A 23,586-nucleotide genomic window follows, 5' to 3' on the forward strand; every position below is an offset into this window, starting at 1 on the left:
GGGGAAACCCTCCCTTCCGGGCGGAAGGGAGGGGCGTGCCTCAGGAAACGTGCTGCAAGAACTCCTGCAAACGCTGGCTGGGCGGATTTTCAATCAGGGTTTGCGGATTACCGTCTTCCGCAATGCGCCCTTTGTCGATGAAGATCAGACGGGAGGCCACTTTCTCGGCAAAGCCGATTTCGTGGGTCACAATGACCATTGTCATCCCTTCTTCCGCCAGATCCTGCATGACTTTCAGCACTTCGTGACGCAGTTCCGGGTCCAGCGCGGAGGTCGGTTCATCAAACAGCATCATTTTCGGCTTCACCGCCAGCGCGCGGGCAATCGCCACACGCTGCTGCTGACCGCCGGAAAGTTCGGAAGGATAGTGATGCGCACGCTCTGCCAGCCCGACTTTCGCTAATAACTCTTTGGCCTGCTTTTCGGCATCTTCTTTCTTCGCGCCGCGCACGCGCAGCGGCCCGAACATGACGTTTTCCAGCGCCGTCAGATGCGGGAAGAGATAGAACTGCTGGAACACCATGCCGGCTTCCTGACGGATTAACCGCTCATCCACCTTCGGATCGTTCACTTTCAGACCATCAACAATCAACTCGCCGGACGTGATCTCTTCCAGTTTGTTGATGCAGCGCAGCAGAGTGGACTTCCCGGAGCCGGATGGCCCGATGATGACCACCACTTCACCCTGTTTGATGTTCAGATCAATATTGTGCAGCACCTGGGTTGGCCCAAAATGCTTGGAGACGTTTTTAAATTCAATCACAGGATTTTCATCCTTCTTTCCAGACGACGCAGAATGAAGCTCAGTACCAGCGTAATGATCAGATAGAACACCGCAACGGCACTCCAGATTTCCAGCGCGCGGAAGTTACCGGCGATGATTTCCTGCCCCTGACGAGTCAGTTCGGCGACGCCGATAACAATAAACAGCGAGGTATCTTTGATGCTGATAATCCACTGATTACCGAGCGGCGGCAGCATACGGCGCAGCGCGAGCGGTAAAATAACGTGGCGAATGGTTTCGCCGCGAGACAGCCCTAACGCCAGGCCCGCTTCGCGAAAACCTTTGTGGATAGACAGCACCGCACCGCGCGTGATTTCTGCAATGTACGCGCCCGAGTTAATCATGATGGTAACAACGGCGGCGCTGAAGGGATCAATTCGCAGATCGTTAAACGCCATCGGCAGCGCGAAGTAGATAAACATCACCTGCACAACGATAGGCGTACCGCGAATCACTTCGATAAAGACCAGCGCAACGTGGTTGGCGATCCAACCACCAAAGGTGCGCGCAAAACCCGCAAGCAACCCGATGACCAGGCCGCCAGCCAGACCAAGGATTGAAATCCACAGGGTCATTTTGGCGCCTTCAATCAACAGCGGGATGGCGGGCCAGATGGCACTCCAGTCAAACTCCATAAATTGTTCCTGTTACCGTGGTGAAAATACTCAAAGGCCTGTACGCCCGATAAGCGCAAGCGCCACCGGGCGTAACGAGCTAAAATACAGCGTTATTATTTAGGTTCAGTACCGAACCATTTTTTGTAGATTTCGTTATAGGTGCCGTTTTCACGCAGTGTTTTCAGCGCGCCGTTCACTTTCTCACGCAGTTCGTCGCTGCCTTTCGGGAAGGCGATGCCGTATTGCTGCGCTTCCAGAGACTCACCTACCGCTTTGAACTGACCATTGCCCGCGGTTTTGATGAAATAGAGGATGTTTGGCGTATCGTGCAGAACGGCGTCTGCGCGGTTGGTGCCCAGTTCCATGTAGGCGTTATCGATGTTCGGGAACTGACGCAGATCTTTGGTTTTGATGTTCGCTTTCGCGTAATCGACAGAACCGGTGCCGCTCTTCACCGCAACCACTTTGCCGTCGAGGTCTTTCACGCTTTTCACATCGTTGTTATTGGCTTTCACCATGACCAACAGACCGCTTTTGTAATAGCCGTCAGAGAAGTCGATCGCTTTTTTACGTTCGTCGGTGATCGTGATGCCTGCCAGCGCCAGGTCGACGTTTTTGGTTTGCAGCGCCGGGATGATGCCGCTGAAATCCATCGGTTTCAGGGTGTAGTCCAGATTCAGCTCTTTCGCGACAGCGGCCCACAGATCCACATCAAAGCCAACGTATTTGTCGCCCTGTTTGAATTCAAACGGAACGAACGCCGTGTCGGTTGCCACGACGAGTTTCTTATCCGCGGCGTGAGAAGACACCGCAAAAGCCAGGGTAAGTGCAGCCAGTGAAACTTTTAATACAGACTTCATAGCATTTCCTTTTATATCCACGGGGCGATCCCCTGCGAGAACATATGGCGTAATGAAAGAATCGTGCCAATTATGCAACTCATTGTTTTAAAAAGAAGGCATTTCATTTTAATGCACAATAAGCGTGGCAAAACTGACGGATTGCACCGTTTTGGGGCACTGATTTAGTGCAGACCGAATCAGGTGCAAACGGTATGACTATTTAGCGCAAAAATTGTTGCTAAAACAATCTCTCGTTAACGATTGTGTGAGGTGATTATTACAAATATTTTACTTTACGGCAGGGCGGAAGAAATTTGATGCACTATAAAAGTGCAAAACCCCCGCCGAAGCGAGGGTTCATAGGTCTTACTTATCATGCTGCTTATTCGATGTTGGCTTCGATGAACCACAGGAATTTATCGAGGTCGCGGGAAGCAGCGGTAAAGATATCAGCAGTGTCTTCGTCTTTGGCTTCGCTGATGGCTTTACGAACATCATTGGCGACAACAGAGTAACGATCCGCCAGCTCTTTCAGGTGATCCTGAACGCTATGGATATCCAGCGGATAGCTTTTCAGCGGTGTTTTGCTGTTAATCACTTGCGTTGTCCCTAATGCCACGCCACCCAGCTGTACGGCACGTTCTGCCATGGTATCAAGGTGGTCGGTCAGCGCTGTACGGAAGCCATCCAGCATCTCATGTACGGCAATAAAGTTAGCACCGCGCATATTCCAGTGAGCCTGCTTAGTGATCAGTGACAGGTCAATGAACTGGATCACCTGACGATTCAGCAACTCAACCGTCGCTTTCTTATCGCTGTCTGATACATCGTTGCGGGTATAAAGCAGATTAGACGCTTTCGTTTTTACCAGTTTAGCGGTACTCATAATCTCATATCCTCTTGATGTTTTGTGTCCCAGGTAATTAACGAAACTAAGTATAGCACCGGTTTTTCATTTTGCTTTTCTGTCTGTGCCTATCACTTTAATAGCGCAGAAAGTGTTTAATATTTAAAATGATTAAAAATCAATATGTTATTAAATTAAGTGTCAGCATGTTAATAATTCTCATTCACTATTAGCGATAAACATAAATAGGTTTTCAGGCAGCAGAAAAATAGCGGAGATAATAATAATGAGAAGGATAAAAGCAATATTCTGCATGATTATGCAAATCATGCAGAATTGTAACGTTAATTAATGTCGACTTGCTGAATTTTCGTTTCCCGCCGGATGGTGAGCGTGGACCCCATCGAGGCGGCAATGATGGCGGCCAGGGCCAGAAGCTGCACCAGCGTCAGCGTTTCTCCTAGGAAAATCATCCCCGAAACGGCAGCCAGCGCGGGCTCCATGCTCATCAGCGTCCCAAACGTTCGCGTGGGCAGTCGCGTCAGCGCGATCATTTCCAGCGAGTAGGGCAGCGCCGTTGACAGCACGGCGACAGCCAGACCCAGCGGGAGAATCGACCAGTGCCATAATGCCTCTCCCGCCTGTAGCGCGCCAACCGGAACGAAAACGATCGCCGCAATGAGCGAGCCTACCGCCACGGTCGCGGGGCCGTGTTCTTCACCCGCCCGCTGCCCGGTCAGAATATAGATAGCCCAGCAGGCGCCTGCGCCGAGCGCCAGCGCGGCACCCGTTAAATCAACATGCGATACGCCCTGACCAAGCGGCAACAGGAACCAGAGTCCAAGCACGGCCAGCACAACCCAGATGAAATCGACAGGCCGTCTGGACGAGAACAGCGCGACCGCCAGCGGCCCGGTGAACTCCAGCGCAACGGCGATGCCGAGCGGCACCGTCTGAATCGACAGGTAAAACAGGTAGTTCATCCCGCCAAGCGACAGACCGTAAAACAGGAGCGGCAGCCGCTGTTCTCTGGCAAAGCGCAGACGCCAGGGCTTAAAGAACGCAATCAGGATTAGCGTGCCTAATGCCAGACGCAGTGCGGTAACGCCCGGCGCCCCGACGAGAGGGAACAGCGATTTCGCCAGTGAGGCTCCGCTCTGAATAGAGGACATCGCAATGAGCAAAACCAAAATAGGCAGCCAGACTGGCTTACGTGACGACCCCGGCATCCTTTCTCCTGTCAATTAATGTCAATAGAAGTAAAAAAGGCAGTGTAATAGAAATAACCTCTGACGGTTGAGTATTCGTTGAAAAAAAATCCCGGAGAATCCGTAAAATATCGATGAATTGATGGATTAATAAACTGCGTAATTAGGAATTATCTGGATGAATGTACCATATTGTGCGCGTAATAATGGTGCGCTTCACCGGAAAAGTGATGTTATTTGAAAGAGATAGCGGGTTATGGAAATGTTCTGTTACACGAAAAGACCCGTTAGACATCGCGAATCGCAAAGAGTTTCTCATCAATTTTTGATATATTTATAACTTAGGATTTACTTGAAGCACATTTGAGGTGGTTATGAAAAAAATTGCATGTCTTTCAGCACTGGCCGCTGTTCTGGCTATTTCCGCAGGTACTGCTGTAGCTGCTACTTCTACCGTTACGGGTGGTTACGCTCAGAGCGATGCTCAGGGCGCAGCGAACAAAATGAACGGTTTTAACCTGAAGTATCGCTACGAGCAGGACAACAACCCGCTGGGCGTAATCGGTTCCTTCACCTACACAGAAAAAGATCGTACTAACGGTGCTGGCGATTACAACAAAACTCAGTACTACGGCCTCACCGCCGGTCCTGCTTACCGTCTGAACGACTGGGCAAGCATCTACGGTGTTGTTGGTGTGGGTTACGGTAAATTCCAGACTGCTGCCACCCCGGCTGACAAACACGACACCAGCGACTACGGTTTCTCCTACGGTGCCGGTTTGCAGTTCAACCCGATCGAAAACGTTGCGCTGGACTTCTCCTATGAGCAGAGCCGTATCCGTAACGTGGACGTCGGCACCTGGATCGCCGGTGTTGGTTACCGCTTCTAATCACTTCGGTGATATGAAAAATCCGCCCCTCGGGGCGGATTTTTTTTGTCTGATGTGTAGGCCGGATAAGGTATTTATGCCGCCATCCGGCAATGCCTGATGGCGACGCTGAGGCGTCTTATCAGGCCTATAACATTACAGGACTACAGGTTTAGCGCTGTTTGGTACTAAAAATATCCGTACCCAGATGGTTGTAATCCACCTTCTGCAACTTGAAGTTGGTGATGAAGACCGGCCCGGCTTTCTGCTCAGAGATAAAACGATATTTGGTTTTAATCTCTTTCGCGCTGATCCCCGTCCATTGCGAGAAAAAGCCTAAGAAATCATTTGCCGAGCGGCGCGCTTTAATCACGCGATGCGCTTTGTCATCGCTGGAAAGCACCATAAACGGCACCTGAAAATTCTGCTGATACCTGTCGTCATGCGCCAGATACTGCACCTCTTTCCCGCGCTCTTTAAATGCGAGACCATGATCCGAGAAGTAGACCATAGAGAAGCTGTCGCCGCTGTTACGCAACTGCGCGTACAGTTTTCCCAGCAACGCATCCGTTTGGGTCATGGTGTACAGGTAGCAAGAGGTCTCTTTCGACTGCACGAAAACGTCGTATTTTCCCTGCGTGCGATCGCAGGCCTGCGGGTGCGAACCCATCAGGTGCAGCACGATTAACTGCGGCTGCGTGCGTTCTGTCTCCAGTACCTGAGCGGTCATTTTTAACAGCGCATCGTCACGCGTATTCTTGTCAGCTTCGAAGTCTCCGCTTTTCAGGAAGTGCGCTTCATCGGCACGTTTCGCGATGCTGGCGATAGCCGTATCGTATTCGCCGATTTGCCCCTGATTCGAGAACCACCAGGTCTGGAAACCGGCACGGTTGGCCAGCGTCACAAAGTTATCCTGGAATTGCGGCTTGTTGTCGACCACGCGGTTGAGCGTTAAACCGAGCGATTTTTGCGTTGAGCCGCTGGCGGCAACGTAATCCATGAAAAAATAACCGTTGGCGGTACTGGCGAACGGGGTGTTATCCCAGTGACCGCCGAATGCGCCCATTGCGTCACGCCGCGCGCTTTCACCGATCACCACCACGTAGGTATGGTATCGGGGCTTAACCGCAGTGACCGTCCAGGTATCTTTCATCCCGGACAGCTTCGCCATCCGCTCTTGCTCCTCAATCACCTCATTGTTGTTGACGATGACATCCTTCACGAAGCGAAAAACCGGGTAGCCGGTGTCTTTTAATTTAAACACGCCGCCCCACGCCAGGTTTTGCACCGGCGCGACAAAAAAGGCGATGACGCTGAACAGCAGACACACGCTGTCCACAACGCGCCAGGCTTTTTTCTCCGTCTCTTGCTTACGGCGAACGGCAATCACGCCCAGTACAAAGATAAAGAGGCCTACCAGATAGTTGTACCACGGGAAGATGGTCAGGATTTCGGTGGACTCTTCCACGTTGGTCGAATGCAGCGCCAGCAGCGTATTAAAGTTTGGCGAGCCGTAGGCCTGGCCGAACGGGAAATACATGGCGGCGATCAGCGAGCATAGCCCGATCAACACCTTTTGCGTGCGCGGCGCGGTGCGCCAGAGCAACAGCAATAGGCAGGTAAAGGCCGCTGTATAGAACAGGCTAAACGGGTAGCCCGACGCGAGGTTAATCAGCAGCGACTGTAAAAAGTAGAAGCCAGTCCACGGGCTAATGGCCCTGCTGCGGGCAATAAGCGAGTCTTTGAGGGTTAAATTCATATGCCACTATTGCAAAAACGCCATGTGCTCACCCTGGCGTTAAGGGTCAATACCTGCCGGAAAGTGCGTGAAGAGGGGATGGGGTCCGCATCTGCGAGCCGCAATATATGCAGGGCTGCGCAACGATAGAGCGTGTGTATAAGAAGGTCAACTACTACAAGGAAAATGTTTTGCGAAGGGGGCAGCAAAACCGACAAAAAGAAAGGGTATTGAGATAAAACACAGCGCGAGCGCGCCTTGATGGCCGCGAAGATGGCGTCAAAATGGAGCGGCGTACCGCGACGCCGCGTTATTTTGACGAGGGTTGATCCTGCTCGGGTTTGCCGTTGATCATGTCACACAGCATGGACAGCAGCATTAACCGTACTTTAAAGGGAGAGTGGCTAAACACGCGCATACACCTCTTAAATTCGTTCATAGAAACCTCCTGACTTTACGATCCCATCGATCCGTGAGGGATGCCTGCATTACATACAGATATAGCACAGGCTATATTATATAGCTATTGCTAAAACGTTAAATTTTTGAGCCTGTGCAACTCTGGTTTACAATGGGCCCACTCCAGCCAGATGCAATTAACGCGTCACAGTAACGAGGAAGCAGAATGAGTCGTCGCGCAGGTACGCCAACAACAAAAAAAGTGACGCAATTAGTGAATGTCGAAGAACACGTCGAAGGGTTCCGCCAGGTCAGGGAAGCGCATCGCCGTGAACTGATTGATGACTACGTTGAGCTGATTTCCGATTTAATTATCGAGGTCGGTGAAGCGCGTCAGGTTGATATGGCGGCGCGACTTGGCGTTTCCCAGCCGACGGTCGCCAAGATGCTCAAGCGTCTGGCGTCGGTAGGGCTTATCGAAATGATCCCCTGGCGCGGGGTATTCCTGACCGCAGAAGGCGAGAAGCTGGCGCAGGAAAGCCGTGAACGCCACCAGATCGTGGAAAACTTTTTACTGGTGCTGGGCGTCAGCCCGGAAATCGCACGCCGCGATGCGGAAGGGATGGAGCACCATGTAAGCCAGGAAACGCTTGAGGCTTTCCGCCTGTTTACGCAAAAGCACGGAACGCCTTCTGAATGAGTTTTCCTTTTCTGCGGGCATTAAGACGCGATCGTTTCCTGCTGTTATTACTCCTTGTCGGGGCCGGACTCAGTCTGTTCGTCCCGTTTACCCCCCGCACCTGGCCGGGTGCAATTGACTGGCACACCATTATTACGCTGAGCGGTTTGATGCTGCTGACCAAAGGCGTTGAGCTGAGCGGATATTTTGATGTGCTGGGCCGCAGAATGGTTCGTCGTTTTAAAACGGAACGCCGTCTGGCAATGTTTATGGTGCTGGCGGCGGCGGTGCTGTCAACGTTCCTGACCAACGATGTGGCGCTGTTTATCGTCGTTCCGCTGACCATTACCCTGAAAAGACTGTGTGCGATTCCGGTAAACCGGCTGATTATCTTTGAGGCGCTGGCGGTCAATGCCGGTTCGCTGCTCACGCCGATTGGCAATCCGCAAAATATTTTGTTGTGGGGGCGTTCTGGCCTCTCATTTGCGGCTTTTGTCTGGCAGATGGCGCCGCTTGCCGCCGTGATGATGCTGACGCTGTTGGTGCTGTGTGGCCTTTGTTTTCCGGGGAAGGCGTTGCAATACCATACCGGTACGCGCGCCCCTGAGTGGCAACCGCGCCTGGTGTGGAGCTGTTCTGGGTTGTATATCGTGTTTCTGACCGCGCTTGAACTGAAGCAGGAACTCTGGGGGCTGGCGATTGTGGCGGCAGGGTTCATCGTCCTGGCGCGCCGCGTGGTACTGAGCGTCGACTGGACGTTGCTGCTGGTGTTTATAGTGATGTTTATCGACGTGCATTTATTGATACAGCTACCGGTGTTGCAGGGCGTACTGCGCCATGTTGAAACGCTCTCTGCGTCGGGGCTTTGGCTGACTGCGCTCGGTCTGTCGCAGTTTATCAGCAATGTGCCCGCCACGATTTTATTGCTCAACTACGTTCCGCCGACCGCGTTGCTGGCCTGGGCGGTCAATATCGGTGGTTTTGGTTTGCTACCGGGATCGCTGGCGAATCTGATTGCATTGCGGATGGCAAATGATCGGCGTATCTGGTGGCGGTTTCATTGGTATTCGTTGCCGATGCTGCTCTGGGCGGCGCTGGTGGGATATGGATTGTTGCTGCTGAAGTGATGGCCCGATGGCGCTATGCTTATCGGGCCGACGCGGTAGGCCGGGTAAGGCGAGAGTCGCCACCCGGCACATTGCTCTGATCAGTTCAGACGAACCGGCATACCGGAACGGTTCTGAACGGCCTGCTCAACCACAGACTGATCGACATCAGGCTGGCTGGTGACGCTCTGAACGCTTTTGTTCAGGTTAATCGGTACGATCTCGCCGCCTTCGAACTGCGCTTCCGTGGTAGACAGAGGGTTATGGACTTCAATGTAACGGCTGCCATCTGGCTCAGTGGTCGCTTTCACCGGCTCGTCGATAAACTGTACGCGGGTGCCGACCGGCACATTTTCAAACAGGAACTTGATGTCGTCGTTACGCAGACGGACGCAGCCGTGGCTGACGCGCAGGCCGATACCGAAGTTGGCGTTGGTGCCATGAATTGCATACAGACGACCAATGTACAGCGCGTACAGACCCATCGGGTTATCCGGGCCAGCCGGCACGACGGCAGGCAGCGGTTCGCCCGCCGCGCGGTATTCGGCATGCATTTTCGCCGTCGGCGTCCAGGTCGGGCCTGCTTTCTTACGCTCAACTTTCGTTGTCCAGTTGATTGGCGTGTCTTTCCCTAATTGACCGATACCAATCGGCAGGACGATCACCGTGTTGGTGCCTTTCGGGTAGTAGTACAGACGCATTTCCGCACTGTTAATGACAATGCCTTCATGCACGGTGTCCGGCAGGATCAGCTGCTGAGGAATGTTCAGCACCGTACCGCCTTTTGGCAGGAAGGTATCAACACCCGGGTTCGCTTCCAGCATGTTAGACAGCCCCATCTGGTATTCAGCCGCAAAATACTCCAGCGGTTGGGTATTGCCTTCCGGGATAGTGATCACCTGGTTTTGACCAACGACGCGACTGCCATCGGTCGGTAAAGGATAAGTCACCGCTGAGGCGGTGCTGCAAAAGCCAACTACAGCGAGGGCCGCCGCGAAAAACGTTGTTAATTTCATATTCATGTTATGCGAGATTCAGTGCCTGGCAGGCTATTGGGTTGAGAATTCTGTCATGTTGGGAGCGCATTATATGTGCATTCCCGTTAAGTGGGAATTCAGATGTGTACGAAATCACATTTTTTTCCCGTGAGGACAATTTTAGCGGCTTACCGTGAGGCGCGATCTTATTTAAGACTTGTGGCATAATAAGCGGTTTGTCACATATTTTTCAGGATACGCCAGTGTTAGTTTCCAGCAACGTCACCATGCAGTTCGGCAGCAAGCCGCTGTTTGAAAATATTTCCGTCAAATTTGGCGGCGGCAACCGTTACGGCCTGATTGGCGCCAACGGTAGCGGTAAATCCACCTTTATGAAAATCCTCGGCGGCGATCTCGAACCGACGCTGGGCAACGTCTCTCTCGATCCAAACGAGCGTATCGGTAAGCTGCGCCAGGATCAGTTTGCCTTCGAAGAGTTCAGCGTACTCGACACAGTGATCATGGGGCATGTTGAACTGTGGGAAGTAAAACAGGAACGCGACCGCATCTACGCGCTGCCGGAAATGAGTGAAGAAGATGGCTATAAAGTGGCCGATCTGGAAGTGAAATACGGCGAAATGGATGGTTACTCTGCCGAAGCGCGCGCGGGCGAACTGCTGCTGGGCGTGGGTATTCCGGTTGAGCAGCACTACGGCCCGATGAGCGAAGTCGCGCCAGGCTGGAAACTGCGTGTCCTGCTGGCGCAGGCGCTGTTTTCCGACCCCGATATCCTGCTGCTTGATGAACCGACCAACAACCTCGACATCGACACGATCCGTTGGCTGGAGCAGGTACTGAACGAACGTGACAGCACCATGATCATCATTTCGCACGACCGTCACTTCCTGAATATGGTGTGTACGCATATGGCGGATCTGGATTACGGCGAACTGCGCATTTACCCGGGTAACTACGACGAGTATATGACTGCCGCCACCCAGGCGCGTGAACGCCTGCTGGCCGATAACGCCAAGAAAAAGGCGCAGATTGCAGACCTGCAATCTTTCGTCAGCCGCTTTAGCGCTAACGCGTCTAAGTCTCGCCAGGCAACGTCTCGTGCCCGTCAGATTGATAAAATTAAGCTTGATGAGGTGAAGGCCTCCAGCCGTCAGAACCCGTTCATCCGTTTTGAACAGGATAAGAAGCTGTTCCGTAACGCGCTGGAAGTGGAAGCGCTCGCGAAAGGCTTTGATAATGGCCCGCTGTTCAAGGGCGTTAATCTGCTGCTGGAAGTGGGCGAAAAGCTTGCGGTACTCGGGACTAACGGCGTGGGTAAATCCACGTTGCTGAAAACGCTGGTGGGCGATCTGGCGCCGGATAACGGCACCGTGAAATGGTCAGAGAACGCGCGCATTGGGTATTACGCGCAGGATCACGAATATGAGTTCGAAAATGACCTGACGGTGTTTGAATGGATGAGTCAGTGGAAGCAGGAAGGCGATGACGAGCAGGCTGTACGCAGCATTCTTGGCCGTCTGTTGTTCAGCCAGGACGATATCAGAAAACCGGCGAAGGTGCTCTCCGGTGGTGAAAAAGGGCGTATGTTGTTCGGTAAGCTGATGATGCAGAAACCGAATATCCTGGTGATGGACGAACCGACCAACCACCTGGATATGGAATCGATCGAATCGCTGAACATGGCGCTGGAGATGTATCAGGGCACGCTGATTTTCGTTTCTCACGACCGTGAGTTTGTTAGCTCGCTGGCGACGCGCGTGCTGGAAATTACGCCGCAGCGCGTGGTGGACTTCAGCGGCAACTACGAAGATTATCTGCGTAGTAAAGGGATCGACGGCTAAAAAAAGCCCGGTGGCGCTACGCTTACCGGGCCTACGCTACAGTTTGTAGGCCGGGTAAGGCGAAGCCGCCACCCGGCAATTTTCAGAGCACCCACTCACTCCCTTCAACGCCATTCACCCGCAGCGTGCGTTTTTCCCCCGCCGGTAACGATACCTTCAACGCGTTCCATGCCGGACGATAGTCGCCACGCGCGTTGATCCTCAGGTTGACGGTCGCCCCATCGCACACCATCTCCCATTCCACCCACAGGGCATTGCCCGTCTGATAACCCCAGCTTTCGCCATCGTCTTCAAACAGCAGACCGGACGTTGTCCCCACGCCTTTGACCGGGAACAGTTTCAGCTCGCGGGTATCGTCGCGTTCAGCGCTGACATGGGTGATCCGTTCGCTCAGCGGCAGACCTGCACCGGCGCGTACCAGCAGCGGCAGTTTTTCCAGCGGCGCGTTCAGCGTGATCCACTGGCCGCCAGAGAACCATTCGTGGCTATCGAAATCGTACCAACCGGTTTCGTTATCCGGCAGCCAGACGCGGCGTTCACGTTGACCGGGTTCCACCACGCTTGCCACCAGAATATCGCGGCCAAGCAGGAAGTCGTCGCACTCTGCGAAGGTTTGCGCGTCGTGCTCGTGGTCGAGGAAAGTGGGGCGCAACATCGGCTCGTCGTCGGCATGCGCCTGCCACAGCAGCGTGTAGAAGTAGGGCAGCAGACGGTAACGTAGCTCAATCGCGCTACGAATCGCCGGCGTCACGCCCGGGTACATCCACGGCTCATTCACCGTATGATCGTCATTCCATGAGTGGATGGTAAAGCGAGGGTGCATCACGCCGTTCTGTACCCAGCGCACGAACAGCTCCGCATCCGGTTTATCGCCAGAGAAACCGCCGACGTCGTGACCCACGTTATACAGCCCGGACAGACTCATCCCCAGCCCCATGCGGGTGTTGTAGCGCAGGGTATCCCAACTGGTGCGGTTATCGCCGCTCCAGGTTTGCACGTAACGCTGCATCCCGGCGCAGCCGGAACGGGAGATCAGGTACGGGCGTTTTTCCGGCGCAAAGCGCTGCTGCGCTTCCAGCGAGGCGCGCATCATCAACAGCGGCATGACCGGGCGAATATGTTTGATGGCGATTTCGCGGCCAAAGCCGTGGCAGCGGGCTTCGCCATCCCACACTTCGAACTCGTTGTTGTCGTTCCAGGTGGAGTCGATCCCCATCTCCAGCAACTGCGTGGTGACGCCTTCCTGCCACCAGGCGACGGTTTGCGGATTGGTGAAGTCGAGGTTAGAACCTTCGTCATCCCAGAAACTTGAACGTTCCGGCGCGTCGGTTTCCGAATCACGAATAAATAACCCTCTTTCCGCGACTTCGTTGTAGCGCGGGTGATCCTGCAACAGACACGGTTTAATGTTGGCTGCCAGCTTCAACCCCGCATCGTGGAATGCCTGGGTCATCACTTTCGGCTGCGGCACCTTGTTGTAGTTCCAGTTAAAGACGTAGCGTTTGCCGTTAATGGAGGTGTAGCCAGATGAAAGCTGGAACGAATCGCACGGAATCGCGTGTTCATTGCACAGACGGATAAAGTTCATCAGCTGGTTTTGCGCGTCCGGCGCATCGGTGTAATGCATGGTTGAGCCGCTGTAACCCAGGCTCCACTTCGGCCCGAACAGGGTTTTCCCCGTCAGGCGCACAAAGGCTTTGGTGACATCCAGCACACGCTTGCCGGTAAAGATGTAGTAATCGATATCGCCCGCTTCCGCCTGCCAGCGGCGATAGGCGGTGTGATAGTTGTCGATTTCATTGCCCAGATCCAGCCAGCAGCTGCTCAGGTTGTCGTAAAACAGACCGTAGCTGACGTCATCGCGGCGGGCGATGGTGAATGGAATATGTTTGTACAGCGGATCGGTGCTGACCGCGTTATAGCCCATCGCGTCAAGGTTGCGCATCTCATAGCGTTGGCCGTTGCGTTGCAGGTCGCCCGCTTTCTCGCCCAGACCGTAAAAACGTTCATCTTTACGGCGGCTTAAATAGTGCGCTACGCCGTCGCCGTGAGCGTTCAGCAGATAGGCGCTGGTGGGGCGGTCGTTGACCAGCGGCTGCCAGTCGCCCGCCTCGTCACGGTAGTGCCACTCCAGCCACAGCGGCTGGTGGACGGTCACGCGCAGTTGCTCAGTAGCGACAATCAGCGCGCCATCCTGCTGCGTCAGTTGCCAGGCCGGGCAGCTAAAGCCGCTGACATCCTCACGGCTGCGGCCTTCCCACGGCACATCCTGCGCCGGGGCGATACTCCAGGTTCTGTCTAATGCCAGTTCGCCTTTACGTTTGATCAGCACGCGAAACAGATTTTCTTCCAGTACGTACAGGCACAGATGGTGTTGACCATCGACCAGCAGTTCCAGATGATGGGCCGACTGTTTCTCTACAATCCAGTTTTTCAGGGTTTTCATACGCAATACATCCACTATCAGGCGCGCTTGGCGCGACGTTCAGCAATAAATGCCACCAGGAAAACAGCGCCAATCAGGTCAAAGAACCCCATGGCGATAAAGAGCGGGTTAAAGCCGATTTTGTCGGCGGTAACGCCAATTAACAGAGAGAAGAGGAAGCTGGCGATCCACGCCGCAGAGCCGCGCATTCCGTTGACGGTCGCCATCTGGCCTTTATCAAACGACTCCACGACCAGCGCGCTCAGCATGCAGGAGATGATCTGATGACCGAAGCCGCCGATGGAGATCAGCACGATGGTGATATACGGATCGCGGGTAATGGCCACGATGCCGAGAGAAATCATCAGAAACGCGCCGGTCACGGAGCTTGCCACCACGGAGTTAACGCGAGAGCAGCCAAACAGACGGGTATACAGGCGGGTGAGGTAGCCGCTCGCCACGCTGCCGAGATCGGCGGCGAGGAACGGCAGCCAGGCAAACATGGCGATCTGCTTCAGATCCATGCCGTGTTCCTTCGCCAGATACAGCGGCACCCAGAAGCTCAGCACCGCCCAGGCCGGTTCTGCCATAAAGGCCGGGATCGCGATACCGTAGAAACGTTTATTTTTCGACACGGTTTTCAGCGCGGTCAGGAAGGGCAGTTTCACGGCCGGAGGCTCGTTATCCTGCTTGATATACTCCAGCTCCTCTTCACTCAGGTTCGGGTGCTGTTCCGGGTTATGGTAGAACGCCCACCACAGGATCACCCACAGCAGTGCCAGCACGCCGGTAAACATAAATGCGCCCTGCCAGCCGAATGAGGCGTGCGCGAAGTAGATGATTGGCGGCGCCAGCATGGCGCCAATTGAGAAGCCGACGCCTGCCCAGCCCGCCGCGACCGGACGCTCTGATTTCGGGAACCATTCGCCGATGGTTTTGGCGTTGGCTGGCGTAGCGGCCGCTTCAGATGCGCCCATAAAGAAGCGCAAAATCGCCAGATGCAGCCAGCTTCCGGCGCCCGCGTGGAAGATACACATCAGCGCCCAGATCCCGGCGCAGACCATAAAGCCAATCTTCAGGCCAATCACATCGATCAGCCAGCCGCACAGGGGCTGGAAAATGGTGTAGGCAATCTGGAACGCGCCGACAATCCAGGAGTATTGCTCGGTGGTGATCCCCAGACTCTCTTTTAGCTCCGGCGCCAGGATACCCAGCGAGTTACGCGTGATGTAGTTAACGGTCACACCCAGTAAGAACAGCACCAGCACATACCAGCGCAAATTTTTGATGACGCGGCGGGTTTTACTCGCGGCGACAGTGTTATTGATGTCCTGACTCATTTCTTTTCTCCACAAGACGGACGGTAGGGGAAATAAACGTTTTGATGTCACACAAATTTTGTTATCTCATTGAAAGTTATCTTTTTATTTATTCTTAGTTGCTATACAACTAGTATGTAAGTTGTGTGACAAGTTCAGGTTAAGTGAGAAAATGAGCGGGCAATAGTGGATTTTGTGCAAGTTTTCTCATTACTAACGGTATCGCTCTGGCAAGATGGACGTTAAGCCAGTTATTTCCCTGTTTGTGCGTTATGAAAATTTTTTCATTTAGCAAATGGAGCAAGATCACAAAATGGATAAAAGGCTCAAAATCAGCGAAATTGCCGTGCGGACGCAGCTTTCCGTCAGCACCGTCTCCCGCGTGCTGGCGGGGAAGGCAAATACCAGTGAAAAAGCGCGCAACAAAGTGCTGGAGTGCGCGCGGGAGCTGGGCGTCATGGACGGGATGGCGGCAGGCAGGCTGTTGCTGAATAGTCTGGTGGTCTTTGCGCCGCAGCGGGCGTTTGATGAGCGGTCCGACATCTTTTACTACCGCGTGATTCAGAACGTGAGTAAAGGGCTGACGGCGTATGAAGTACGGCTGCGTTATTGCGCGCTTGAGGAGCTGGACAGTGACGCGCAGCTTTTCCTCGCGCGGATGAACGAAGCGGAAACGCAGGCGGCGATTTTGTTAGGGATTGACGATCCGCATATTCACGATTTGGCAGTGGACGTGGGGAAACCCTGCGTACTGATTAATTGCCGCGACCAGCGAATGCGTTTGCCAGCCGTTTCGCCCGATCATCGCGCCATTGGCGAACTTGCCGCTGATTATCTTTTTTCAATGGGGCATCGCGACGTGATGACGGTGCTCTGTCTGCGTCGCTACACGATGGAGCTGCGTCTGGCCGGCATTCGCAACGCCTGGCAAACCCATAATCTGAAATTTAACGATAAGCGGGATTTACTGGTATCGCCGAGTTTCAGTGCGAAAGAGGCGGAGCAGCGGGTCAGCGAATGGCTGGCGAATACGCCGGATAAGGCGTTGCCGACGGCGTTTTTGGTCGGCGGTGATTTTATGGCGGCGGGCGTCATCAGCGCGTTGCAAAAGCGCGGCCTTCGCGTGCCGCAGGATGTGTCGGTGATGAGTATTGACGGCTTTAATCTGGCGGAAATTCAGGATGTGCCGTTAACAGCAGTGCATGTGCCGCGCGATGAGCTGGGGACGGAGGCGGTACATATGCTGCAACAACGTCTGGTTCGTCCGAATGCGCCAATCGGTACGCTGTTGCTGAACGGCACGTTGACGGTGCGGGAGTCGGTGCGGCGGATACGTCCAGGGAAACGACGCACCGCCGTAGAGCGGGAAGGGCTGTATGACGCTTAACTCATGCCCAGCGCGCGTTTTCCGTGAACGTTCAGATCGCTCAGCGTAAAACGGCCTTCCCAGTTTGTTTCGTAATCTTCACGCGGGAAATCGCCTGGCGATGCGCCCGTTTCCAGCGCGGCTTTGACCTTGTGCGCGTAAGCCAGGTTTTTCTCACACATCGGCGCGGCGGGGATGTACATCACGTTCCCCCAGCCTTGCTGATTTTCCACCGGCGCGACGGAGTGGATCACATCGCAATGCCACCAGACGGAGTCCCCGGCCTCCAGTTGCGGAATACTGGTCAATGCCTCAATCAGCAGCGGATGCCATTGTTGCGAAACCGGCAGCACCCGGCCTGGTGCAACGCCGCACAGTTCATCTTCAGGAACGTCATCCAGCAGGGGGCGTAACAGAATATACGCCATCGCTTCTGGAATCGGCACCACATGCAGCAAGCCCTGGCCCGGCAGCATATCTGACAGCGCCGTCCACCCCTGGAAGGTGCGGAAAACCGAGCATTTGGTGGTGTTATCGACCGTATACTCTTCGACTTCGGTACGGTAGGCGGCATGCCAGGGATCGTACTTCTCCAGTTCGCCGTTAAAGATACTGGCGAAAACCCGTTGATAGGCGGGCAGCAGCCAGCGTTCCAGCGCGCCGGAATCGGTATGCGCCCCCAGACCTTTTGAGGTGGTGCCGGGCGGGCGGCGGCGGATGCGATCCGGGTAGATCACGCTGATATCCGGGTTGAACCACTGTCTGCCGTCGCTTTCAAATGTCCACAGCCGATTAAGGAAAGACTGAACGTTCGCCATCTCTTCGCTCTGACGAGCCTGCATCTGCGCCTGCGACCAGTAAATCGGATAAATTTCAGGGCGGGAGGCGGTTAACGTGCCGAAGAAGTTATCGCCGGGACCTTTGTACACCTCATCAAAATGGTTGCGATCCAGATAATCCAGCATGGATTGATCCCATGCCAGCGCCTGTTCCCGCGGGAAATGGCCCTTAATGACCGCGCATCCACGCCGCTTGATCTGTTCACGCTGCGCTGCCGTGATGGCGCCAGACTGGATATCCGCGTAAGACAGCGCAGGCCAGACGGCATCGCCCTGCGCTTTGAGCGTATTGATTTCCGCCACGCGTGTGGCAATCACCTCGCTGAGCCTGTCAAAAACGCCCTGCACATCACCGAGCTGCGCCCGCAACGCCTGCTTCATCTGCCGGATCGCCGCTTTATGATCGGCCGGTAATGTATCGCTTGTGAAGGTTAAAGCCATAACCACCTCGCATTGACTTTCATTCGAAACTTAAATTAATTACAAATGACAATATAAGTTATAAATAAGTTAATGCAAGTTTAAAAACTTGATGCGGTACGCAGAATGGAAAAGCAGGAGGGAACCGGAGCAGCGCTCCGGTATCTGGAATCAGACGTTAAAAGGCGGGGCGTTATCCAGTACGGCCTGAATCACGTTTAACGCTCCCTGATGGTTGTTATCATCGGTATGATAACGGCTGAGGGCTTTGATGTTGTCTGCGGCGTTCGCCATCGCGAAAGCGTACCGCGCCATTTTCAGCATTTCCGCATCGTTGTCGCTGTCGCCAATCGCCACCACATTTTGCGGCGAAAGATCCCAGCGTTTCAACAGACGGCTGATGCCGTTCGCTTTGTGTAATCCCGGTATGATTAAGTCGATGAAGCCGAAGCCGCTGGTCACGGGTTTCATAATGCCGTCCAGCGACGTATGCAGCGCATCAACCACGAAGGGGATCTGCTGGTCTGGCAGGTTCAGTGAAAACTTAAACAGAACATCGTCAATGTCCTGGTAATCCTTCACGGGTTGCAGACGGTGGTAGTGCTTCGACATCAGCGCCACAAAAGATTCCGGCGCATGTTCGCTGACATAAGCGCTTTTCAGGCCGCAGGCGACAAAATTAAGCTGCTTATCTTTTAACAGTTCGCCAATCACAATACGGGATTCATGCCGGGTCAGTTCGCCATGAAACAGCTGCTTGCCATGCTCATAAACCAGCGCGCCATTTTCCGCGACGAAGGAAATTTCGTCTTTCAGCTCGGGGAAAAAGGAAATAAGTTGGTAATACTGATTGCCGCTGGCGACGACAAATTCGATGCCGCGTTTTTTTAGTTCCTGATACTGCGCCATAAATCGTGCGTGATCGTACTTTTTGGCGTCGTCGAGAAAAGTTCCGTCCATATCAATGACGATAACTTTAACAGTCATACATTGCTCCTGGGTCACTGCGTTTTGAAACATTCTAATAACAAGGTGACGGGGAGCACAAATTTAATTTCGAATGAAAGTCAGAAAGCCGGGTGGCGGCTTCGCCTTATCCGGCCTACGGGGGAATATGTAGGCCGGGTAAGCGAAGCGCCACCGGGCATATTTTTACAACATATGTTCAGTACGGGCGATGATATCGTCCTGCGCATCCGGCGATAGCGCGGTAAAGAAGGCGGAATAACCGGCCACCCTGACCACCAGATCGCGATACTGATCCGGGTGCTTCTTCGCGTCCAGCAGCGTTTCGCGCGACACGATGTTGTACTGAATATGCCAGCCTTTATGCGCTTCGAAGAAAGTGCGCAGCAGTATCATCAGCTTCTGCTTGTCGGATTCGTTCTCCAGCGTCGCCGGGTTCAGCTTCTGGTTGAGCAACACGCCGCCGAGAATTGAGCCGGTAGGCAGTTTGCCGACGGAGCCAATAACCGCCGTTGGACCGAGATGGTCAGTACCGGAAGCCGGGCTTGCCCCTTCCGCCAGCGGGGTATGCGCTTTACGGCCATCCGGCGTCGCCATCGTTGCCGCGCCAAACGGTACGTTTGCAGAGATGGACGAGGTTCCGGCGTAATAGTTGCCGCCGGTCGGGCCGCGACCGTAACGCGGGTTGTGATACTGCTTCAGCTCGTCGATATAGGTCTGATAAGCGCGGGCCAGCAGGGTATCGACGGTGTCATCGTCGTTACCGTATTTTGGCGCGCCGTTGATCAGCCGCTGGCGTAACTGTTCATGAGTGAGGCCTTCAAAGTCATCGGCCAGTGCGGCGGCAAGCTGCTGTTGGCCGATAGCCCCCTGTTCAAAGACCAGCTTTTTCACCGCCGCCAGGCTGTTGCCGAGGTTAGCGATACCGACCTGCAACCCGGAAACCCAGTCATATTTCGCGCCGCCTTGCTTGATGCTCTTCGCGCGTTCGATGCAATCATCCACCAGCGCCGAGCAGAGAATGTCATGGACGTTCTCTTCCAGCATGGTGTCAACCACGTACTCGATTTCGATCGATTTGCGCGTGTAGTAGCGAATCTGCGTATCCCAGGCGTCCATCACTTCATCGAAGCTGGTGAAGTTACCGGCGGAGAGCGCCTTTTCCTGCGGCAGGAAGACCTTACCGCTGGTGGCGTCGCGGCCACCTTCCAGCGCTGCCAGCATCACGCGGGCAAAGTTAATGAAGCTCATGCCGGTGCAGCGGTAGCCCCATTTGCCACCCACGGCGGTTTCGATACAGCCGATGGCCGCGTAGTCGTAAGCGTCTTGTGGGTCGATACCGAGTTTAATAAATTCCGGGATAACGATTTCGTCGTTGTTGAACGCGGGCATCCCAAAGCCGCAGCGAATAACCTGCACGCAGGCATCGAGGAAGTCGTTGCTCATTCCGGCGTGATAGCGCACGCTGAGGTTCGGCTGGGTGGAACGCAGGCGGCCGCAGGACTCCAGAATAGCGTAAGAGAGCGGATTGACCGCATCCACCGGCTGACCGTTGACCAGACTCTGACCGCCAATGGTGACGTTCTGATACAGCGGGCTGCCCGCTGAGGCTTTGGAGTGAGAGCCGGAGCGGATCTTGTTCACTTCCAGCAGCTTCAGCCAGCAGCTGTGCAGCAGTTCAATCGCGTGTTCGCGATCCAGCGTCTGGTTTTGCTCCACATCACGACGGTAATACGGCCAGAGATACTGGTCCATACGTCCAAACGAGACGGAGTGACCGTTAGACTCGATTTGCAAAATCAGCTGGATGAAATAGCACAGTTGCAGCGCCTGCCAGAACGTCTGCGGCGGCTGATGGGCGATGAGATCGCAGTTCTCCGCCATCGCCAGCAGTTCGTCACGGCGGCTTTCACGGCTTTCTGTCGCCGCCATCTGACGCGCCAGGTTGGCAAAACGTTTGATGTGCAGGCTGACCGCCCCCAGCACGATATCAATCGCCTTCAGGAACTGCTCGCCGTGCAGGTCTTCCAGTACGGTCAGGTCAATGCGCGAACGGCGTTCCGCCACTTTGTCACGCAGACCATCAAGACCTTTTTCCAGCAGCAGCGGGAAGTTTACCGCCAGATGCGCGTCGCCGGAGGTCATGTTGCCCTCGGCTTTAATGATGCCGGTTTCCAGCAGGCCTTTTTGCTCATCGGTAAACATGCCGTAGCAGCGGTCCTGTACCGTCTGACCACGCCACCACGGGCACACGGCGTGTAAAACGCGTTTGTTCTCTTCGCTGACCGCAAAACCGGCGCCAGGGCGATCGGCCAGATCGTCGATCTCTTTTTCAATCCACGAGACGGTGTATTCCGGGAAGATCGGCGCGGCGCGCACTTCGCTTGCCTGGTTGCCGATAATCAGTTCGTCATGTTTGATCCAGATAGTGCGTTCCGCCAGATGATGCGCCAGCGCCAGCGCGCGACGAACCGGAATCGGCTTATCCAGATGTTGCTGATACATCTCGGTGTAGTGCTGCGCGCGCTCCGTACATACGGGCGGCTTCACAATGTGCACCAGCGCGGTTTTATGCGCTTTGATGCGGTCGCTGAGCGTATCCAGTTTCAGTGTGGTCATGGGATTATCCTCGTAAAGTCGCGGTTAAACCTTTGCTGCTGGCGTACTGCTGCGCAAAATCAAGCAACGCGGGCGCATCAAGTGGTTTGTCCGGGGCATAGTAGGGCTGACTGAGTAAGTGGTATTTATTGATGCCCAGCGTGTGATAGGGCAGAAAATGGATCTCACCGACGTGCAGTTCGTCGGCGGCAAAATCGGTAATGGCTTTGATCGCCTCTTCATCGGCGTTAAAACCCTGAATGAGCGGCACGCGGATGATCATTTTTTTACCGGCGGCAGCGAGCTTTTTCAGGTTTTCCAGTACGCGAGAAGCGCTGCCATCGGTCCACTGCTTAAACGGCGCCTCGGCAACGTGTTTTAAATCGGCGAGGAACAGATCGACATTCGGCAGGGACGGTTCGATATATTTCCACGGTACGTGCAGACAGGTTTCGACCGCGGTATGGATACCCGCATCATGGCTGGCTTTGAACAACGCGGCGGCCAGTTCCGGCTGCATAAAGGGCTCGCCGCCGGAGAGCGTTATACCGCCGCCGCTGCGATCGTAAAACGGCTTGTCGCGCAGTACGGTGTCCATGATCTCTTCCACGCGCTTTGTTTCGCCGCAGACGGTTAACGCCTGAGTAGGGCAGCAGTGGGTGAGGGCATCCATATGCGCATCGGTCAGTTTTTCGCGATGAATAAGCAGGCCGTTCAGCGCGCGTTCGATCACCTCTGGCGCGGCTTGCGCGCACAGCGTGCACCCGTCAAGGCACAGGCGCGCATCGTATAAGAGATCTCTGGCGCGTGCGCGGCTTTCCGGGTTCTGGCACCAGCGGCAGCCCAGCGAGCAGCCTTTCAGGAAGACAACGGTGCGAATGCCGGGGCCATCATGGGTAGAATAGCGCTGAATATTGAAAATCATAAACGGCCTCTCTTTCTTTCGTATAAAGATTAAATAACTTTCGAATGAAAGTTATGTTGACGCAGGTCAACTCTCAGAGAGGTTTTGTCGTGATAGTCTTAAACTATGCAAAATCTCACAGTTTGAGGAATGGTTATGGAACTCTATCTGGATACGTCTGACGTTGAGGCCGTGAAATCGCTGGCGCGTATATTCCCGCTGGCAGGGGTGACGACGAATCCCAGTATCGTGGCGGCAGGTAAAAAACCGTTGGAGGTGTTACTCCCGGAATTGCACGACGCGATGGGCGGGCAGGGGCGTTTATTCGCTCAGGTGATGGCGAGCACGGCGCAAGGAATGGTCAGCGATGCGCGTAAGCTGCGGGCGATTATTCCTGATATCGTGGTAAAAGTGCCGGTTACAGCCGAAGGACTGGCAGCGATTAAATTGTTGAAAGCGGAAGGTATTCCGACGCTGGGGACGGCGGTTTACGGCGCGGCGCAGGGGCTGTTATCCGCGCTGGCGGGTGCCGACTACGTTGCGCCTTACGTTAACCGCGTGGACGCACAGGGCGGGAACGGTATTCAGACGGTTAATGATTTGCAGCAGCTACTGAAAATGCACGCCCCGCACGCCAAAGTGCTGGCGGCCAGTTTTAAAACGCCGCGTCAGGCGCTGGACTGCCTGTTGGCCGGGTGTGAATCCATCACCCTGCCGCTGGATGTCGCGCAGCAGCTTATCAGTTACCCGGCTGTCGATGCCGCAGTAGCGAAGTTTGAGCAAGACTGGCAAGGCGCGTTCGGACGAACGTCGCTTTGAGCGAC

At 54.5% G+C, this 23,586-nt stretch carries 20 protein-coding genes; 6 read left to right on the forward strand and 14 right to left on the reverse strand.

Going from position 1 to position 23,586, the window contains the following annotated elements; translation table 11 throughout:
* Positions 1-40: 40 nt before the first annotated feature.
* The 5 genes from glnQ to rhtA all read right to left on the reverse strand — a co-directional run bounded on the left by glnQ (position 41) and on the right by rhtA (position 4,319).
* On the reverse strand, positions 41-763 hold the full coding sequence (gene glnQ / locus OGX84_RS19190; protein ID WP_012133163.1) for a glutamine ABC transporter ATP-binding protein GlnQ: 723 nt from the start codon (positions 761-763) through the stop codon (positions 41-43).
* Positions 760-1,419 carry a glutamine ABC transporter permease GlnP gene (gene glnP, locus OGX84_RS19195; protein ID WP_012133162.1) on the reverse strand — a complete coding sequence of 220 codons (660 nt, stop codon included), beginning with the start codon at positions 1,417-1,419 and terminating at the stop codon, positions 760-762. Before glnP ends, glnQ begins: the two co-directional genes overlap by 4 nt.
* 95 nt (positions 1,420-1,514) lie before the next feature.
* On the reverse strand, positions 1,515-2,261 hold the full coding sequence (gene glnH, locus OGX84_RS19200) for a glutamine ABC transporter substrate-binding protein GlnH (RefSeq protein ID WP_012133160.1): 747 nt from the start codon (positions 2,259-2,261) through the stop codon (positions 1,515-1,517).
* A gap of 364 nt (positions 2,262-2,625) precedes the next feature.
* Positions 2,626-3,129, reverse strand: a complete 504-nt coding sequence (gene dps / locus OGX84_RS19205) for a DNA starvation/stationary phase protection protein Dps (protein WP_012133159.1) — start codon at positions 3,127-3,129, stop codon at positions 2,626-2,628.
* A 305-nt stretch (positions 3,130-3,434) separates the two neighbouring features.
* Entirely contained in the window at positions 3,435-4,319 is an 885-nt protein-coding gene (gene rhtA / locus OGX84_RS19210) for a threonine/homoserine exporter RhtA (protein ID WP_012133156.1), read from the reverse strand.
* Between the two features lie 353 nt (positions 4,320-4,672).
* On the opposite strand from rhtA, the gene ompX reads away from it, so the two are divergent.
* Positions 4,673-5,188 carry an outer membrane protein OmpX gene (gene ompX, locus OGX84_RS19215; protein ID WP_012133153.1) on the forward strand — a complete coding sequence of 172 codons (516 nt, stop codon included), beginning with the start codon at positions 4,673-4,675 and terminating at the stop codon, positions 5,186-5,188.
* A gap of 151 nt (positions 5,189-5,339) precedes the next feature.
* Here the strand turns inward: ompX and OGX84_RS19220 are convergent, their stop codons facing one another.
* Complete coding sequence (locus OGX84_RS19220; RefSeq protein ID WP_112002207.1) at positions 5,340-6,926, reverse strand: phosphoethanolamine transferase; 1,587 nt, start codon at positions 6,924-6,926, stop codon at positions 5,340-5,342.
* Between the two features lie 289 nt (positions 6,927-7,215).
* A complete protein-coding gene (mntS, locus tag OGX84_RS19225; protein WP_047457949.1) occupies positions 7,216-7,344 on the reverse strand; it encodes a manganase accumulation protein MntS in 129 nt (42 codons plus the stop codon).
* Positions 7,345-7,530: 186 nt separating this feature from the next.
* Here mntS and mntR point away from each other — a divergent pair, with 186 nt between their 5' ends.
* On the forward strand, positions 7,531-8,004 hold the full coding sequence (gene mntR / locus OGX84_RS19230) for a manganese-binding transcriptional regulator MntR (RefSeq protein ID WP_012133150.1): 474 nt from the start codon (positions 7,531-7,533) through the stop codon (positions 8,002-8,004).
* Complete coding sequence (locus tag OGX84_RS19235) at positions 8,001-9,110, forward strand: anion transporter (RefSeq protein WP_153258259.1); 1,110 nt, start codon at positions 8,001-8,003, stop codon at positions 9,108-9,110. The genes mntR and OGX84_RS19235 overlap by 4 nt, the downstream gene beginning before the upstream one ends.
* A gap of 80 nt (positions 9,111-9,190) precedes the next feature.
* Here OGX84_RS19235 and ldtB read toward each other — a convergent pair whose 3' ends face one another.
* Positions 9,191-10,111 (reverse strand): L,D-transpeptidase, encoded by a 921-nt coding sequence (ldtB, locus tag OGX84_RS19240; RefSeq protein ID WP_012133148.1) that lies wholly within the window; start codon positions 10,109-10,111, stop codon positions 9,191-9,193.
* A gap of 218 nt (positions 10,112-10,329) precedes the next feature.
* Here ldtB and OGX84_RS19245 point away from each other — a divergent pair, with 218 nt between their 5' ends.
* Positions 10,330-11,925: an ABC-F family ATPase gene (locus OGX84_RS19245; RefSeq protein WP_047457942.1), complete on the forward strand. Its 1,596-nt coding sequence runs from the start codon at positions 10,330-10,332 to the stop codon at positions 11,923-11,925.
* Between the two features lie 82 nt (positions 11,926-12,007).
* Here OGX84_RS19245 and OGX84_RS19250 read toward each other — a convergent pair whose 3' ends face one another.
* Positions 12,008-14,371, reverse strand: coding sequence for a glycoside hydrolase family 31 protein (locus OGX84_RS19250; protein WP_147294132.1), 2,364 nt, complete (start codon positions 14,369-14,371; stop codon positions 12,008-12,010).
* A gap of 17 nt (positions 14,372-14,388) precedes the next feature.
* On the reverse strand, positions 14,389-15,690 hold the full coding sequence (locus OGX84_RS19255) for an MFS transporter (RefSeq protein WP_012133145.1): 1,302 nt from the start codon (positions 15,688-15,690) through the stop codon (positions 14,389-14,391).
* A 292-nt stretch (positions 15,691-15,982) separates the two neighbouring features.
* Between OGX84_RS19255 and OGX84_RS19260 the strand changes: the two genes are divergently transcribed.
* Positions 15,983-17,056 carry a LacI family DNA-binding transcriptional regulator gene (locus tag OGX84_RS19260; RefSeq protein WP_286458300.1) on the forward strand — a complete coding sequence of 358 codons (1,074 nt, stop codon included), beginning with the start codon at positions 15,983-15,985 and terminating at the stop codon, positions 17,054-17,056.
* Here the strand turns inward: OGX84_RS19260 and OGX84_RS19265 are convergent.
* From OGX84_RS19265 to OGX84_RS19280, 4 genes are all read right to left on the reverse strand, one after another.
* Complete coding sequence (locus tag OGX84_RS19265) at positions 17,053-18,315, reverse strand: DUF1479 domain-containing protein (protein WP_047457936.1); 1,263 nt, start codon at positions 18,313-18,315, stop codon at positions 17,053-17,055. The two genes, OGX84_RS19260 and OGX84_RS19265, sit on opposite strands and share 4 nt — an antisense overlap.
* 150 nt (positions 18,316-18,465) lie before the next feature.
* The gene (locus tag OGX84_RS19270; protein WP_104868877.1) at positions 18,466-19,281 is read right to left on the reverse strand and encodes a Cof-type HAD-IIB family hydrolase; all 816 of its coding nucleotides are present in this window, start codon (positions 19,279-19,281) and stop codon (positions 18,466-18,468) included.
* A 165-nt stretch (positions 19,282-19,446) separates the two neighbouring features.
* Complete coding sequence (locus tag OGX84_RS19275) at positions 19,447-21,879, reverse strand: glycyl radical protein (protein ID WP_112002211.1); 2,433 nt, start codon at positions 21,877-21,879, stop codon at positions 19,447-19,449.
* A gap of 4 nt (positions 21,880-21,883) precedes the next feature.
* Entirely contained in the window at positions 21,884-22,783 is a 900-nt protein-coding gene (locus OGX84_RS19280; RefSeq protein WP_012133135.1) for a glycyl-radical enzyme activating protein, read from the reverse strand.
* Positions 22,784-22,918: 135 nt separating this feature from the next.
* On the opposite strand from OGX84_RS19280, the gene fsa reads away from it, so the two are divergent.
* Positions 22,919-23,581, forward strand: a complete 663-nt coding sequence (gene fsa / locus OGX84_RS19285) for a fructose-6-phosphate aldolase (protein ID WP_047457926.1) — start codon at positions 22,919-22,921, stop codon at positions 23,579-23,581.
* The last annotated feature ends 5 nt before the right edge of the window (positions 23,582-23,586 follow it).

The sequence above is a fragment of the Citrobacter sp. CK202 genome (genome assembly GCF_030333225.1).
In the GTDB taxonomy this organism is placed as follows: domain Bacteria; phylum Pseudomonadota; class Gammaproteobacteria; order Enterobacterales; family Enterobacteriaceae; genus Citrobacter_B; species Citrobacter_B koseri.

Bases quoted from the DNA above. Each gene is read 5' to 3' on its own strand.
- glnP (WP_012133162.1), bottom strand. From the start codon at position 1,419: ATGGAGTTTGACTGGAGTGCCATCTGGCCCGCCATCCCGCTGTTGATT.
- glnH (WP_012133160.1), bottom strand. From the start codon at position 2,261: ATGAAGTCTGTATTAAAAGTTTCACTGGCTGCACTTACCCTGGCTTTT.
- dps (WP_012133159.1), bottom strand. From the start codon at position 3,129: ATGAGTACCGCTAAACTGGTAAAAACGAAAGCGTCTAATCTGCTTTAT.
- rhtA (WP_012133156.1), bottom strand. From the start codon at position 4,319: ATGCCGGGGTCGTCACGTAAGCCAGTCTGGCTGCCTATTTTGGTTTTG.
- ompX (WP_012133153.1), top strand. From the start codon at position 4,673: ATGAAAAAAATTGCATGTCTTTCAGCACTGGCCGCTGTTCTGGCTATT.
- OGX84_RS19220 (WP_112002207.1), bottom strand. From the start codon at position 6,926: ATGAATTTAACCCTCAAAGACTCGCTTATTGCCCGCAGCAGGGCCATT.
- mntS (WP_047457949.1), bottom strand. From the start codon at position 7,344: ATGAACGAATTTAAGAGGTGTATGCGCGTGTTTAGCCACTCTCCCTTT.
- mntR (WP_012133150.1), top strand. From the start codon at position 7,531: ATGAGTCGTCGCGCAGGTACGCCAACAACAAAAAAAGTGACGCAATTA.
- OGX84_RS19235 (WP_153258259.1), top strand. From the start codon at position 8,001: ATGAGTTTTCCTTTTCTGCGGGCATTAAGACGCGATCGTTTCCTGCTG.
- ldtB (WP_012133148.1), bottom strand. From the start codon at position 10,111: ATGAATATGAAATTAACAACGTTTTTCGCGGCGGCCCTCGCTGTAGTT.
- OGX84_RS19250 (WP_147294132.1), bottom strand. From the start codon at position 14,371: ATGAAAACCCTGAAAAACTGGATTGTAGAGAAACAGTCGGCCCATCAT.
- OGX84_RS19255 (WP_012133145.1), bottom strand. From the start codon at position 15,690: ATGAGTCAGGACATCAATAACACTGTCGCCGCGAGTAAAACCCGCCGC.
- OGX84_RS19260 (WP_286458300.1), top strand. From the start codon at position 15,983: ATGGATAAAAGGCTCAAAATCAGCGAAATTGCCGTGCGGACGCAGCTT.
- OGX84_RS19265 (WP_047457936.1), bottom strand. From the start codon at position 18,315: ATGGCTTTAACCTTCACAAGCGATACATTACCGGCCGATCATAAAGCG.
- OGX84_RS19270 (WP_104868877.1), bottom strand. From the start codon at position 19,281: ATGACTGTTAAAGTTATCGTCATTGATATGGACGGAACTTTTCTCGAC.
- OGX84_RS19275 (WP_112002211.1), bottom strand. From the start codon at position 21,879: ATGACCACACTGAAACTGGATACGCTCAGCGACCGCATCAAAGCGCAT.
- OGX84_RS19280 (WP_012133135.1), bottom strand. From the start codon at position 22,783: ATGATTTTCAATATTCAGCGCTATTCTACCCATGATGGCCCCGGCATT.
- fsa (WP_047457926.1), top strand. From the start codon at position 22,919: ATGGAACTCTATCTGGATACGTCTGACGTTGAGGCCGTGAAATCGCTG.